At 70.2% G+C, this 14,703-nt stretch carries 12 protein-coding genes; 4 read left to right on the top strand and 8 right to left on the bottom strand.

What is annotated here, in order from left to right:
- The first annotated feature begins 4 nt into the window (after nucleotides 1-4).
- The gene (locus tag ABT367_RS24800; protein ID WP_352255291.1) at nucleotides 5-1,969 is read left to right on the top strand and encodes a fumarate reductase/succinate dehydrogenase flavoprotein subunit; all 1,965 of its coding nucleotides are present in this window, start codon (nucleotides 5-7) and stop codon (nucleotides 1,967-1,969) included.
- Nucleotides 1,969-2,757, top strand: coding sequence for a succinate dehydrogenase/fumarate reductase iron-sulfur subunit (locus ABT367_RS24805; RefSeq protein ID WP_352255292.1), 789 nt, complete (start codon nucleotides 1,969-1,971; stop codon nucleotides 2,755-2,757). Before ABT367_RS24800 ends, ABT367_RS24805 begins: the two co-directional genes overlap by 1 nt.
- A 69-nt stretch (nucleotides 2,758-2,826) precedes the next feature.
- Here ABT367_RS24805 and ABT367_RS24810 read toward each other — a convergent pair whose 3' ends face one another.
- Nucleotides 2,827-3,327, bottom strand: a complete 501-nt coding sequence (locus tag ABT367_RS24810; RefSeq protein WP_352255293.1) for a hypothetical protein — start codon at nucleotides 3,325-3,327, stop codon at nucleotides 2,827-2,829.
- Nucleotides 3,328-3,614: 287 nt separating this feature from the next.
- On the opposite strand from ABT367_RS24810, the gene ABT367_RS24815 reads away from it, so the two are divergent.
- Both ABT367_RS24815 and ABT367_RS24820 read left to right on the top strand, forming a co-directional pair.
- Nucleotides 3,615-5,633 carry a TPM domain-containing protein gene (locus ABT367_RS24815; RefSeq protein ID WP_352255300.1) on the top strand — a complete coding sequence of 673 codons (2,019 nt, stop codon included), beginning with the start codon at nucleotides 3,615-3,617 and terminating at the stop codon, nucleotides 5,631-5,633.
- Between the two features lie 83 nt (nucleotides 5,634-5,716).
- Nucleotides 5,717-6,430, top strand: coding sequence for a PspA/IM30 family protein (locus ABT367_RS24820; protein ID WP_352255294.1), 714 nt, complete (start codon nucleotides 5,717-5,719; stop codon nucleotides 6,428-6,430).
- 15 nt (nucleotides 6,431-6,445) lie between these two features.
- Here ABT367_RS24820 and ABT367_RS24825 read toward each other — a convergent pair whose 3' ends face one another.
- The 7 genes from ABT367_RS24825 to ABT367_RS24855 all read right to left on the bottom strand — a co-directional run bounded on the left by ABT367_RS24825 (nucleotide 6,446) and on the right by ABT367_RS24855 (nucleotide 14,424).
- Entirely contained in the window at nucleotides 6,446-9,022 is a 2,577-nt protein-coding gene (locus ABT367_RS24825; protein WP_434975525.1) for a SpoIIE family protein phosphatase, read from the bottom strand.
- A gap of 178 nt (nucleotides 9,023-9,200) precedes the next feature.
- Nucleotides 9,201-9,620 (bottom strand): ATP-binding protein, encoded by a 420-nt coding sequence (locus ABT367_RS24830; protein WP_307813092.1) that lies wholly within the window; start codon nucleotides 9,618-9,620, stop codon nucleotides 9,201-9,203.
- Between the two features lie 191 nt (nucleotides 9,621-9,811).
- Nucleotides 9,812-10,210 carry a (deoxy)nucleoside triphosphate pyrophosphohydrolase gene (locus tag ABT367_RS24835; protein WP_352255295.1) on the bottom strand — a complete coding sequence of 133 codons (399 nt, stop codon included), beginning with the start codon at nucleotides 10,208-10,210 and terminating at the stop codon, nucleotides 9,812-9,814.
- A gap of 52 nt (nucleotides 10,211-10,262) precedes the next feature.
- Nucleotides 10,263-10,442, bottom strand: coding sequence for an SPOR domain-containing protein (locus tag ABT367_RS24840; protein WP_352255296.1), 180 nt, complete (start codon nucleotides 10,440-10,442; stop codon nucleotides 10,263-10,265).
- 190 nt (nucleotides 10,443-10,632) lie between these two features.
- Nucleotides 10,633-12,336: a purine-cytosine permease family protein gene (locus ABT367_RS24845; RefSeq protein WP_352255297.1), complete on the bottom strand. Its 1,704-nt coding sequence runs from the start codon at nucleotides 12,334-12,336 to the stop codon at nucleotides 10,633-10,635.
- A 230-nt stretch (nucleotides 12,337-12,566) separates the two neighbouring features.
- Nucleotides 12,567-13,319 (bottom strand): GntR family transcriptional regulator, encoded by a 753-nt coding sequence (locus ABT367_RS24850; RefSeq protein ID WP_199545716.1) that lies wholly within the window; start codon nucleotides 13,317-13,319, stop codon nucleotides 12,567-12,569.
- A 154-nt stretch (nucleotides 13,320-13,473) separates the two neighbouring features.
- Nucleotides 13,474-14,424 carry a DUF4190 domain-containing protein gene (locus ABT367_RS24855; RefSeq protein WP_352255298.1) on the bottom strand — a complete coding sequence of 317 codons (951 nt, stop codon included), beginning with the start codon at nucleotides 14,422-14,424 and terminating at the stop codon, nucleotides 13,474-13,476.
- Nucleotides 14,425-14,703: the final 279 nt, after the last annotated feature.

Raw genomic sequence — 14,703 nt, forward strand, 5'->3', positions numbered from 1 at the left:
TGCGATGACTACGGTGGAGCGGCAGCAGTGGGACGTCGTCGTGGTGGGGGCCGGCGGGGCCGGCCTGAGGGCGGCGATCGAGGCGCGGGAGCAGGGTGCGCGGACGGCGGTGATCTGCAAGTCGCTGTTCGGCAAGGCCCATACGGTGATGGCCGAGGGCGGGATCGCCGCCTCGATGGGCAATGTGAACGACGGTGACAACTGGCAGGTGCACTTCCGCGACACCATGCGCGGCGGCAAGTTCCTCAACCAGTGGCGGATGGCCGAGCTGCACGCTCAGGAGGCCCCCGACCGCGTATGGGAGCTGGAGACCTGGGGCGCGCTCTTCGACCGCACCAAGGACGGGAAGATCTCGCAGCGCAACTTCGGCGGGCACGAATACCCGCGGCTCGCGCATGTCGGTGACCGCACGGGTCTCGAGCTGATCCGGACGCTGCAGCAGAAGATCGTGTCGCTGCAGCAGGAGGACTTCAAGGAACACGGCGACTACGAGGCCGGGTTGAAGGTCTTCCAGGAGTGCACCACCACGCGGATCCTCAAGGACGACGTGGACGGGAAGGTCGCCGGGATCTTCTCGTACGAGCGGGAGTCCGGGCGCTTCTTCGTGATCGAGGCGCCGACCGTGATCCTCGCGACCGGCGGGATCGGCAAGTCCTTCAAGGTGACGTCCAACTCGTGGGAGTACACGGGCGACGGGCACGCGCTCGCGCTGCTCGCGGGTGCGCCGCTGATGAACATGGAGTTCGTGCAGTTCCATCCGACCGGGATGGTCTGGCCGCCGTCGGTGAAGGGGATCCTCGTCACCGAGTCGGTGCGCGGTGACGGCGGGGTGCTCAGGAACTCCGAGGGCAAGCGGTTCATGTTCGACTACGTCCCGGACGTCTTCAAGGAGAAGTACGCGGAGTCCGAGGAGGAGGGCGACCGCTGGTACGAGGACCCGGACCGCAACCGCCGCCCGCCCGAGCTGCTCCCCCGCGACGAGGTCGCCCGGGCGATCAACTCCGAGGTCAAGGCGGGGCGCGGATCGCCGCACGGCGGGGTGTTCCTCGATGTGTCGACGCGTATGCCGGCCGATGTCATCCGGCGCCGACTGCCGTCGATGTACCACCAGTTCAAGGAGCTGGCGGACGTGGACATCACGGCCGAGGCGATGGAGGTCGGGCCGACCTGCCACTACGTGATGGGCGGGATCGCCGTCGAGTCCGATACGGCGGCGGCGCTCGGCGTTCCCGGGCTCTTCGCGGCCGGTGAGGTAGCGGGCGGGATGCACGGCTCGAACCGGCTGGGCGGCAACTCGCTCTCCGATCTGCTCGTGTTCGGGCGCCGGGCCGGGCTGCACGCGGCGCGGTACGCGGCGGGGCTCACGGAACGGCCCGTCGTGGACGACAGCCAGATCGACCTGGCGGCCGCCGAGGCGCTGCGGCCGTTCTCGGCCGAGGGCCCCGACGAGGCGCTCACCGAGGAGGGACCACTGCCCTCGACGGCGCGGCCCGCGGAGAACCCGTACACGCTGCACCAGGAGTTGCAGCAGGCGATGAACGACCTCGTGGGGATCATCCGCCGCGAGGAGGAGATGGCAACGGCCCTGAAGAAGCTCGCGGATCTGCGGGTACGGGCGCGCAGGGCCGGGGTCGAGGGGCACCGGCAGTTCAACCCCGGCTGGCATCTCGCCCTCGACATGCGGAACATGCTGCTCGTCAGCGAGTGCATCGCACGCTCCGCCCTCGAGCGCACCGAGAGCCGCGGCGGCCACACCCGCGAGGACTACCCGGGCATGGACCGCGAGTGGCGCAAGGTCAACCTTCTTTGCCAACTGGCCGATCCCACCGGCGGGTTGGCGGCCACGGATCCGGTACGCGGCCAGATCCGCCTCGTACGCAAGGAGACCGAACCGATCCGACCGGACCTGCTCTCCCTCTTCGAGAAGGAAGAGCTGGTCAAGTACCTGGCCGAAGAGGAGCTCCTCTGATGAGCACGGCTGCATCGACCTCGTACGAGGCGCACTTCAAGGTCTGGCGCGGGGACACCGGCGGCGGCGGGCTCGAGGACTTCAAGGTCGAAGTCAACGACGGTGAGGTGGTGCTCGACATCATCCACCGGCTGCAGGCCACGCAGGCGCCCGATCTCGCGGTGCGCTGGAACTGCAAGGCCGGCAAGTGCGGGTCCTGTTCGGCGGAGATCAACGGGCGGCCGCGGCTGCTCTGCATGACGCGGATGTCGACGTTCTCGCGCGAGGAGACGCTGACCGTCACGCCGCTGCGGGCCTTCCCGGTCGTACGCGACCTGGTGACCGATGTGGGCTTCAACTACACCAAGGCCCGCGAGGTGCCCGCCTTCGTACCGCCGAAGGACCTCGGGCCCGGTGAGTACCGGATGATGCAGGAGGACGTGGACCGCTCGCAGGAGTTCCGCAAGTGCATCGAGTGCTTCCTGTGCCAGGACACCTGCCATGTGGTGCGTGACCACGAGGAGAACAAGAGCGCGTTCGCCGGGCCCCGCTTCCTGATGCGGGTGGCCGAGCTCGACATGCATCCGCTGGACGCGGCCGCCGAGGAAGGGCTCGACCGCAAGAAGACCGCGCAGGACGAGCACGGGCTCGGCTACTGCAACATCACCAAGTGCTGCACCGAGGTCTGCCCGGAGGGCATCAAGATCACGGACAACGCGCTGATCCCGCTGAAGGAGCGGGCGGTGGACCGCAAGTACGACCCGCTCGTCTGGCTGGGGAACAAGATCCGGCGGCGTACGGAATCCTGAACCCGGACAGCACGCGGCCCGCCCCACCGGCGATGCGGTGGGGCGGGCCGTGGCTTGTACCGCGCGAGGTCAGGCGGCCAGCTTGTTCTGGCAGTTGGTCAGGCGGGTCTTGGCGGTCTTCAGGAGGCGGTGGGTCTTGGTGCGGTCCTGCGCGAGCTCCTCGTCGGGCTCGAACGCGCGCCACGCGTTGTAGGCGGAGCGCTCCTTCGCGCGGGCCTTCTCCAGGTCCTTGCGCAGGTCCTCCCGCTTCTCGATGAGCTCCGCGTACTCGGCGCTCTCCGGCTCCGCGTAGTGCAGGCCTTCCTCGACGTCGCCGATCGAGTCCATGAGCCAGTCGACCTCGCCGGTGGCTTCCACGACCGCGTCGTACAGCTCGTCGGACTTCGCCTGCTCCGCAGCGAACCGCTCGTCGAGCTTGTCGGCGCTCTCCTGGTGGCGGTTGACCGTCTTCTGGTAGGCGTTGCAGTTCTTGGGCGGTGCCGCGTCCGCGTGCGCGAGCGACGCGGGCAGGACGAGGGCGAGGAAGGACGCGGCGACTACGGCTGCGCGGACGCCGTGACGGTAAGCCATGAAGAGACCTCTCGGGGCTGCGGGGGGTTGGGGGTCGCGGCCATCCATGCCACGGCCCGCGCCACGGCTCACGGCGGGTCCGGTGACTTCATGCGGATGGGTCCGGGAGACCAGCCGGGCGCACCACAACCGGGAGCGGGTCCGGTCGCGACCCCGTATGGAGGGCCCGGTCGCGACCCCGCATAACCAGACATACGCTCACGTATGTGAAGCCATCCCCCACGCTGCCTCACATAGCCGCGCGGGCGGTGCTCGCCGCGCTCTTCGTGGTGGTGCTGCCGCTGCTCATGACCGGTCCGGCCCGGGCCGAGGGCCCGGTCACGCTGTCCCGGAGCGGGCAGATCACCGACAAGGTGGGTGCGCTCGGGGACCGGAAGACCGAGGTCGCGCAGGCGCTCGACAAGCTCTACGACGAGGACGGGATCCAGCTCTTCGTCGCGTACGTACGGGATTTCTCCGGGCAGTCCGCGAAGTCCTGGGCGAACAGCACGGCCGAGCGCAACGGGCTCGGCCTCGACGACATCCTGCTCGCCGTCGCCACACACGACCGGCAGTACGCGTACTCGGTCGACCAGGACTCGCGGCTCAGCGAGGCCCAGCTGCAGCAGGTCGCCACCACGGCGGTCGAGCCCGCGCTCAAGCAGAACGACTGGGCGGGCGCCGCGATCGGCGCGGCCCGCGGCTACGGGGCGGTGCTCGCGGGGCAGCCGGTCCCGACCCCGGCGATCACCCCGGGCGACCCCGATCCGGGTGCCGCCGAGGACCACGGTCCGGCGACCGGGGATCTGGTGCTTCCGGTGGTCGCGGTCGGCAGCGCGGGAGCGCTGGCGGCGTACGCGTACACGCGGAGCAAGCGGAAGAGGAACGGCGGCGGGAACGGGTCGCCCGCCGGCTGGTCGCAGGGCCCCGCACCCACCCCGCTGCCGGACCTGGACAAGCAGGCCAGGCTGCTGCTCGTGCAGACCGATGACGCGGTACGGACCTCCACCGAGGAACTCGGCTTCGCCGCCGCCCAGTTCGGGGACGACGCGGTCAAGCGCTTCCAGGACGCGGTGACGTACGCGAAGGGCGAGCTGACCTCCGCGTTCAAGCTGCGCCAGCAGCTCGACGACGCGTTTCCCGAGGACGACGCGACCAAGCGGCGGATGCTGGACGAGATCGTCTCGCGCTGCAGCGAGGCCAACCGGCGCCTTGACGCCGAGACCGCGGACTTCGACCGGCTGCGCGCCCTCGAACAGAACGCGCCCGAGGCGCTGACGCTGGTCGAGGGGACGTTCCGCGAGGTCAGCGCGCGGACCACGGCGGCGGCCGGGACGTATACGACGCTGACGACGCGTTACGCGGATTCCGCGTCCGCGCCCGTGAGCGGGCATATCGAGGAGGCCAAGGAGCGGCTCCTGTTCGCGACCGGCACGCTCAACCAGGCACGGCAGGCCGTGGACGCCGGCGAGAACGGTCCGGCCGCGGTGTATCTGCGGGCCGCCGAGGGCGCCGTCGACCAGGCGGGCACCCTCGTGGACGCGGTGGACCGGCTGGCCGCGGAGCTCGGCCAGGCCGAGGCGAAGCTGCCGGGCGCGCTGACCGAGACGCAGACCGATCTGGCCGATGCGCGCGGGCTGCTGCAGGGCACCACGACCGGGACCTCGACGGCCGATCTGCAGGGCCGGATCGCCCGCGCGGAGGCCGTGCTCCAGGACGTACGCGCTGTGGTGGCCGGCGGGCGCTACGACCCGATCGACGCGCTGCGGCGGATCGAGGAGGCCGATGCCGCGCTCGACGAGGCGCTGTCCGGTGCGCGCGAGCGCGAGGTCGCCGATCAGCGGGCGCGCGGGCTGCTCGACCAGACGCTGCTGACCGCCCGCAGCGCGGTGGGCGCGGCCGCCGACTACATCACCACGCACCGCGGCGGTGTGGGCAGCGAGGCCCGCACCCGGCTCGCGGAGGCGCAGCGGCATCTGGCGTCCGCAGACGCGCTGGCCGCCACGGACGCTTCGGGTGCGCTGGCCAGGGCCCAGCAGGCCGACTCCATGGCACGCCAGGCGCAGCAGCTGGCCGAGCGCGATGTGGGGTCCTTCGACCCGTACGGCGGGCAGATGGCCGGCCGGTCCCGTTCCGGCGGGATGGGCGGCGCGGTGCTCGGCGGGATCATCCTCGGCGAGGTGCTCGGCGGGATGGGGCGCGGGATGGGCGGCGGGTTCGGCGGTGGCTACGGCCGTGGCGGGGGCGGCGGTGGCGGATTCGGCGGGCCGGGGAGCTTCGGCGGGGGTGGCACGCGGGGGCGGATGGGCGGTGGAGGGCGCTTCTGATCGAGGTTTGTGCGTACGGGAGGCCTTCCCCGCTCTCCGTACGCGGTCCGGAACTCACGTACCCGTAAAGGAAGTTCACTGCGATGACGAAGCAGACCATCCTGGGCCGTGTCGCCCAGCTCGCGAAGGCCAACATCAACTCGCTGCTCGACCAGGCCGAGGATCCGGCCAAGATGCTCGACCAGCTGATCCGCGACTACACCAACAACATCCGTGAGGCGCAGGAAGCGGTGTCGACCACGATCGGCAATCTGCGGCTGCTCGAACAGGACCACAAGGAAGATGTGGACGCGGCCGGCGAGTGGGGCGGCAAGGCGCTCGCGGCCAGCAAGAAGGCGGACCAGCTGCGGTCCGCCGGTGACGCCGACGGTGCGGACAAGTTCGACGCGCTCGCCAAGGTGGCGCTGCAGCGGCAGTTGCAGTCCGAGAAGGAGGCGAAGGACGCGGAGCCGACGATCGCGGCGCAGACCGAGGTGGTCGAGAAGCTGAAGTCGGGCCTGGACCAGATGCAGATCAAGCTGAGCGAACTGCAGGCCAAGCGCGATCAGTTGGTGGCGCGCTCGAAGACGGCCGAGGCGCAGAACCAGATGATGGACGCGGCCCAGAACATCAATGTGCTCGACCCGACGAGCGAGCTGTCGCGGTTCGAGGAGAAGGTGCGGCGGGAGGAGGCGCGGGCGCTCGGGAAGCAGGAGCTGGCGGCGTCTTCGCTGGACGCGCAGTTCGAGCAGCTGGATTCCTTGGGCGACCAGGCCGAGATCGAGGCTCGGCTGGCCGCCATGAAGGCCACGTCGTGATGTCGGGGTCGGGAACTAGAACATGCTCAACAGCGCGTCAACAGAAGGCTCCGATGGTGAGCCGCCGTCCGGGAGTGGTAGTTCGAACCACACCGTTTTGCCGCGCGGGGTGCGGCGGGCGCCCCATGATGCGCTGAGCAGGCCGACGAGTTGGAGGCCGCGGCCGCCCTCGTCGGTGTCGCGGGCGCGGCGGCGGCGCGGCTGGACGAGGCCCGCGTCCCAGACCTCGCAGACCAGGGTGCGGTCGAGGAGGAGGCGGAGTCTGATCTCGCCTTCGCCGTACCGCAGGGCGTTGGTGACCAGCTCGCTGACCAGCAGCTCCGTGGTGTCCACGAGGGCTTCGAGGTCCCAGGAGGCGAGCTGGGCGCGGGCCAGTTCGCGGGCGCGGCCCACCGAGCGGGCCTCGCGCGGCAGGGTCCAGTCGCCGACCGCGTCGCGGGGCAGGCCCTGGACGCGGGCCATGAGCAGGGCGATGTCGTCCTCGCCGTGGCGGGTGTCGAGGGTGTTGAGGACGTGGTCGCAGACGTCCTCGAGGGCGCGGGACGGGTCCGTGATCGCGGAACGGAAGGCGCGCAGGCCCTCGTCCAGGGGGTGTTCGCGGGATTCGACGAGTCCGTCCGTATAGAGGGCGAGCAAGGCGCCCTCCGGGAGCTGGACTTCGACCTCTTCGAAGGGTTCGCCGCCTACGCCCAGTGGCATGCCCGGCGGTACGTCGAGCATCAGGGCCGCTTCGCCGGGCTCGACGAGGACGGGCGGCAGATGGCCGGCGTTGGCGAAGGTGCAGCGGCGGGTGACCGGGTCGTACACCGCGTAGACGCAGGTCGCGAGGTAGACCTCGGAGGGGTCGATATCGCGGCCCTGGAGTGCGCGCCGGGTGGACTGGGGTGAGTGCGGGTGCTGGCCCCAGGGCGTGGGCGAGCCGAGTCCGCGGGCGATCTCGTCGAGGGCGGCGAGGACTTCGGCGGGTTCGAGGTCGAGCAGGGCCAAGGTGCGTACGGCGGTACGGAGTTCACCCATCGCGACCGCGGCGCGCAGCCCGCGGCCCATCACGTCGCCGACGACCAGGGCGGTGCGGTGGCCGGGCAGCTCGATCACGTCGAACCAGTCACCGCCGACCTCGGTGGCGGCGTTGCCGGGCAGATAGCGGCAGGCGATGTCCAGGCCCGCGGCCTCGGGGTCGCCGGGCGGGAGCAGGGAGCGCTGGAGGATCAGGGCGCGTTCGTGCTCGCGGCGGTACAGGCGCGCGTTGTCGATACAGACCGCGGCGCGGGCGGCCAGCTCGACGGCCAGGGTGCGGTCGCGTTCCGAGAAGGGTTCGCTGCCCATGGTGCGTGAGAAGCGGACCAGGCCCACGACGGTGTCGTGGGCGACCATCGGCACGGCGAGCGTGGAGCGCACCATGCCGCCCTCGGTACGCGGGATGGTGACCGGGCGTGCGGTGCGCAGGGCGTCCGCGCAGGGCGAGTTGAAGGAGTAGCGGTGCAGCGCACCGACGGTGACGGGCTCGCCGCAGTCGTCGAGCGGGCCGTCGGAGACCGCGCTGGAGAAGGCGACGCGGCGCAGCTCGGCGCTGCCGTCGGCGAGTCCGGGCGGGGTCTCGTCACCGTCGAGCAGACCTTGGTACAGGTCCACGGAGGCCAGGTCGCAGAAGACCGGGACGGTGACGTCGAGGAGTTCGCGTGCGGTGGTCTCCAGGTCGAGGGAGTTGCCGATCCGCGAACCCGCCTCGTTGAGGAGCGCGAGATTACGGCGGGACTGGGCGGCCTCGCGGGCGGCCGCGTGGCGGCGGGTGACATCGGTGCCGAGGCCGGCCACGCCGATGGGACGACCCGTACCGCTGTGCACGCGGTAGAGGTTGATGGACCAGTGGCGGCGGTCGTTGGAGCCGGGCGCGGGCCCGACGATCTGCATGTCCGTGACGGAGTCGCCGGTCTCCAGGACCCGCTTGAGCGCGGCGGCCATCCGGTCGGCCTCACCGCGCGGCAGATAGTCGTGGACGGTGCGGCCGCGGTGGTCGTCGGCATTGCCGCCGAAGACGGCGGCGAAGCGCTTGTTGGCGCGCTGCACGCGTAGATCCGTGCCGAACAGCAGAAATCCGAAGGGGGACTGACCGAAAATCGCCTGCGAAGCGGCAAGGTCGGTCTCTATGCGGCGCAGCGCCCGGACGTCGACCACGATGCAGACCGCGCCCCGCTCGCCCTGCTCGGTCTCGGTCGGCATCACATAGACCTCGGCGACCCCGTCGAGCGAGCCGTCCTCGGCCATCCGGAAGGGGACGATGCCCGTCCACTCCTTGCCGTCGAGTATCTCGCCGACCCTGCGGTGGCCGACGTCGCGGAGCCCGGCCGGGACGAAGGCCTCGATGGGGTCCTTGCCCACGGCATCGGCCGCGGCGACATGGAAGAGCTGCTCCGCGCGCAGCGACCACTGGTCGATCCGGCCGTCGGCGCCGAGCGAGAACGAGGCGACCTTGATGTAGTCGTAGATCGAACCGGGCGGGCTCGACTGCCACAGGATGTCCGCCGCACCCTGCACGAGTCCCCGCCCGTCGGGCTGCTCGGGCTCAGGCACCTCGGCTGGTATCTCGCTCACGCGACCGTCCCCTCCAGCTCGCCGTCATGGACCGGACCTCTCGACGGCTTGCCCGCAGTATCCAGCACTACGGCCGCACGCAACACTGCGTTCACAGCTCCCATGCGAGACGTCCGTTTTCGGCCGCGCCGCAGGGAGATCGGCTCTAGTTCACCTTCTAACCATGCGGAGGCCGCCTCTAACCCCGGCCGGGCACCGGAAGCGTCAGCTCGAACCAGACGGTCTTGCCGGAATGTCCCTGTCTGGTACCCCAGCGCGTGGCCGAGCAGGCGACAAGCTGCAGGCCACGGCCCCCTTCGTCATCCAGCGTGGCATGCCGTGCGAGCGGCGGGTCCGGAAGCGGATCGGAGACTTCGACTCGGAGTACGCCGGGTGCTTCGGCGGGGCGTACGAGGCGTACCCCGATGGGACCCGAGGCGTACCGCAAAGAATTGGTCACGAGCTCGCTCACGAGCAGCACCGTGACATCGCCGAGCACACCGAGACCCCAGTGGACGAGCTGCTTGCGGACGACGGCGCGGGCGGTGCGCACAGCGGTCGGATCGGCGGGGAAGGTCCACTCGGCGCAGTCGCCTTCGGTCTCGATCACGCCGATCACTTCCCGGAGCGGGGGCCGGAACCTCTGTCCGGTTTCATGGGGTTAATCAGCACATACCCGATATCAAGGAGCGCCTACCGCTTACATCGGCGCACTGTGGCACAAACGGCGTAGGGGGGTGCTTGCCAGCTGGGGTTTCGCTTCCCTTGAGCCCCCTTTACGGGGGTAGGGGCCTCGCGACGGTCGCGGCCTTACGGAGCCGGGCGGCGGGCCGCCTCCGCGACGGCGGGGCGGTCCTGGTCCAGCCAGTCCACCGCGTCCAGCTCGTCGAGGCCGAGCCAGCGCAGGGCGTCGTGGTCCTCGAGCGGGGCGGGCTCGCCGCTCAGGAGTTTGGCGGACCAGACCTGCAGGACGTATCCGGGGCGGCCGAGCGGCCACTCCCCCGGGATGCGCTCGACGGGCTCAGCCTCGACGCCGAGCTCCTCGCGCAGCTCGCGGACCAGCGCCTCCTCGGGGCGCTCGCCCCGCTCGACCTTGCCGCCCGGGAGCTCCCAGCGGCCGGCGAGCTCCGGTGGGGCGCTGCGCCGGGCCGCGAGCATGCGCCCCTCGCGCCACAGCGCGGCACCGACCACCACGATCCGTTCGTTCATGCGCCAGAGCCTACGGTCCCGGCGGCGCCGGACGGCCGCCGGTCCGGCTGCTTCAGACGGGCCGCCGGTCCAGGTGCTCCACCCAGTACAGCTGCTTGTGCCCGCGGGCCTCCAGACCCGCGACGACCTTGTCGGCTTCCGCTCTGGTGGCATACCTGCCGACGCGGTAGCGGTTGCCGTTGTCGTCCTGACGTATGACATGCCAAGGGAGGGTGGGACTGCTGTCGTTCATCGTTCACCCGCCCTTCCGTTCGGCGCGCGCCGCATCGCGCGTCGCGAGGAAACCGCACTACGCATATGCCCGAGCCTACGCCCGACCTTCACTCTGCGAAGCGGGTATGGCACAAAGAGGTAGCGAATCGGCCATCGGCAAGGGGGCGCATCCCCATGAATGCGCCCCCTGCCGCCAAGTCGCCCCGGGTTCAGACCTGTTCAGCCGCCGTACGGACGGTCGGCAGCGGCATCAGGACCGGCTCGTCGGCCGGTGCCTTGCGGCAGACGTCGCCGCAGTCGGCGTCCAGGGAGCAGCAGAGCGAGCAGATGGGGCCGCTCTGGACCGGGCAGTCGGCGATGTCGGGCAGCTCGTAGGCGGTTTCGCAGACCGCGCAGTCGTGGGTGGCGGTCTCGTCCTCGATCACCACGTCCGGGCCGTTCACCGGGTTCGGGCGGGCCAGGTAGTACTTGCCCTTGGTGGCCCAGGCGATCAACGGGCAGAGGATCAGGGCGAGTCCGGCGGCGATGAAGGTCGAGAAGGCCTCCGCGTACTCGCCGAAGAGACCGAAGAAGGCCAGGATGGAGACGGTCGAGGCGATCGTCATGGCGCCGAAGCCGGCCGGGTTCACGGCGTACAGGTACGCACGCTTGAACTCGATGTACTTGGGGCTCCAGCCCATCCGCTTGTTGATGACCAGATCGGCGGCGACCGCGGTGATCCAGGCGATGCCGACGTTGGAGTAGAAGCCGAGCAGCTTGTTGAGCGCGGCGAACATGTTCAGTTCCATCAGCGTCAGCGCGATGGCGAGGTTCAGGAAGATGTACCAGACCCGGCCCGGGTGCTTGTGGGTGATGCGGGAGAAGAAGTTCGACCAGCTCAGCGAGCCGCTGTAGGCGTTGGTGACGTTGATTTTGATCTGCGAGACGATCACGAAGACGGCGGCTGCCGGCAGGGCCACCGAGCCGAGCCAGGGCTTGAGCGCTTCGAGCTGGGGCGCGATGGGTTCCAGCGCGTGCGTCTTCCCCACGGCTTCCAGGGCGACGAACGCCAGGAAGGCGCCGCCGAGTTGCTTGGCGGCCCCGATGATCACCCAGCCGGGACCGGCCGCGAGAACGGCCAGATTCCATCGGCGCTTGTTCGCCTCCGTCTTCTTCGGCATGAAGCGCAAGTAGTCGGCCTGCTCGCCGATCTGGGCGATCAGCGAGAGCGCCACACCGGTGCCGAGCCCGAAGCCGATCCAGTCGAAGCCGGAGCCCGCACCCTCCGTACCACCGAAGGAGCCGAACGCGCCCCAGGCGTCCGGGGCTTCGAAGGCGAGGATGATGAACGGCAGGATCATGCCGATGATCCAGATCGGCTGGGTCCAGGCCTGCACCTTGGCGAGCGCACCCATGCCGCGGAAGACGATCGGGATCACGATCAGCGTGGTGACCAGGTAGCCGATCTCGACCGGGAGGCCGACGGCTTGATGCATGGCCTGGGCCATGATCGAGCCTTCGAGCGCGAAGAAGATGAAGGTGAAGGACGCATAGATGAGGGACGTCAGCGTCGAGCCGAAGTAGCCGAAGCCGGCGCCGCGGGTCACCAGGTCCATGTCCAGGCCGTATTTGGCGCAGGCCTTGGCGATGGGGATACCGGTGATGAAGATGATCGTCGCCGCGGTGAGGATCGAGGCGGCACCGCTCGTGAAGCCGTACGTGAAGACGATCGAGGCGCCGATCGCGAAGTCCGCGAGATAGGCGATCCCGCCGAGCGCCGTGCCCGCGACCATCGACGGCGACCAGCGCCGGAACGAGTGCGGCGCATAGCGCAGCGAGTAGTCCTCGCGGCTCTCGTCGGCGGCGAGCTTGGCGTAACTCCGTTTCGGAGGCGGCGGGTTGACCTCTTCGGTGCGGGTGACCGTGTCCGTCATGCTGGCTCCTTCACGCTTTCACCGACCTGAGTGCGGGTTCGGTCGGTGAAGGTAGGAGCCGGACATGACGATCCGTAGCGGTATACCATTAACCCGGTGTTACGCGGGTGGGGCGGGGGTTAACTCCGGGTCACAGGCGGCGGACGACGGCGTCCGGGTATCGGTCGACTACCGCTTGAGCTGGGTTACTCGACGGCAGCGCGACCTGGGTCACTTGACGGGCACCTGGGTCACTTGACGGGCAGGTGGTAGGCCACCCGGTAGCGGTCCGCCGGGATGACCACGTCCGCCGTCTCGACCGGCCGGCCCGAGGCGTAGTACGTGCGCTCGATGACCACGACGACATGGCCGGGCACGCCACCGAGCAGATGCAGCTCCTCGGCGAGGCCGGGGCGGGCGCCCACCTCCTCCGCGACGTTGTCCACGATCACGTCGATGGCCGCCATCCGCTCGACCACTCCGCAGCCGCCGAGCGGCCCCTCCTCGGGGAGCATCACCGGGGTGCGGCCGGTCACCGCGAGGGGCTCCCAGGAAGTGGAGAGCATCATCGCCTCGCCGGCGTCCCGGAAGACGTACGAGGTGCACATCACGCGGTCGCCGATGTCGATCGCGAGCCGCCGGGCGATGTCGCCGTCCGCCAGGGCCTGTTCGCTGCGGGACTCCCAGGTGCCGCGCGCCCCCGCCTCGGCCTGCTCCTGCCGGAACGGCGAGAGCCCGCCTCTGTGCCGGTAGGCCGCGCGCGAGACCCGGCGCGGGACCGGCCGCTCGCGCACATAGGTGCCCGATCCCGAGCGGCCCTCGACCAGGCCCTCCGCCATCAGGACCTTGCGGGCCTCGAGGGCCACGGTGTCGGAGACCCCGTACTCCTCGCGGATGCGGGCCTGCGAAGGGAGCCGGGTGTGCGGCGGCAGCGTGCCGCTCACGATCTGCTTCCGGAGATCGTCCGCTACGCGCAGATACGCGGGCTGCTCACCGAACGTCACTGGCCACTCCCATCAGGTTGACAGACAGCAACAGCCTGGCAACCGTGGGTTGTTGACCGCAACCAAAGGCCAGGGAATCACTCGAAGTGATGACGATCATGGTCAACGGCTTGTGTACAGCGCGTCGTTGACCTAGCCCCTGGTATGCCCCGGACTAGACGTCGGCGCCCTCACCAGGGGCGGGCTCGGCGCCCGGGTCCGCGGACTCCGAGCCGCCGGAACTGCCGCCGGAGCTGTCCCCGGGGGTTTCACCGGGAGTGCCGCCCGCGTCCCGCAGCGAGCTGGTGAGCTTGCCGCCGTTCTCGTCCACGAAGACGCAGGTGACCTCGCGGTCGCCGACGTTCCAGCTCTCCTGAGTGGGGCTCATGTAGTCGGAGACGACGTTCTCGGCGAGGGCGTCCGCGTCCACGACGTAGTCGCCGAGCAGGGTCGCGCACCGCTCGGCGGCGAGGTCCTCGATCGTGTCCTGACCCGGGTACGAGGAGTGCTCGAGCCGGAACGAGCCGTAGACCTCGCTGTCGTGCAGCCCTGCACAGGGCACGATGTTGATCTCCTCGACGTACCCCTCCTCCGCCCCTGCGGGCACGTTGAAGCACTGCCCCTTCTCGGGCGTGAGGGACTGCTCCTGCTGCGCCTCCTTCATGCCGTCGTTGAAGCCGCCCCAGAACTCGGAGGCCGCGCCGCTGACGAAGAAGAGAAGGGTGAGGACCAGCGTCACCGAGTTGACCACGAGGCCCGAGATCGCGAGGCCCTTGCCGGACTGACCGGTCTTCTTGATCTGCCGCAGCGCGACCAGGCCGAAGACCAGGCCGAGCGGCAGGAAGCAGAGCACACAGGTCACGAGGGCGGCGATGGCGAAGCCGCTGGTCCTGGGCGCGGCGGGGTAGGGAGCCCAGCCGTTGCCGTAGCCGGGGTACTGGCCGTACGGCGGCTGGCCGGGCTGCTGACCGTAGGGCTGGCCGGGCTGCTGACCGTAGGGCTGCCCGTACGGGGGCTGGCCATAAGGAGCCGGCTGACCGTTGGGCGGCTGCTGGCCGTAAGGCGGCTGCGGGCTCTGCTGCGGCGGGCCATACGGGTTGTCCTGGGGCGGCGGGGGTATGGCCACGGGTCCGGTCTCCTGATCGGCTGTGTGCGAACTGCTGCCGGAATCGTACGGGCATACGGCCGGACCCCGACGGCCCGTATCGCGGACCAGGCGCAGGGCCAACGGCCCCACCCGCACCCCCGTGCGTGGGACCCCCGCGCGGCGCACCCCGGAGCCGCGCGCCGGGCTTCCTAGGGTCGGCCGCGTGACCATCTCGCGCCTCAGCCGACTGTGCGCCGCAACCGCAGCCGTCGTCCTCGCCGCCATGGCGCTGCCCGCCGCCGGAGCCACGGCCCGCCC

It is taken from the genome of Streptomyces mesophilus, from assembly GCF_040300965.1.
Classification (GTDB): Bacteria; Actinomycetota; Actinomycetes; order Streptomycetales; family Streptomycetaceae; genus Streptomyces; species Streptomyces mesophilus_A.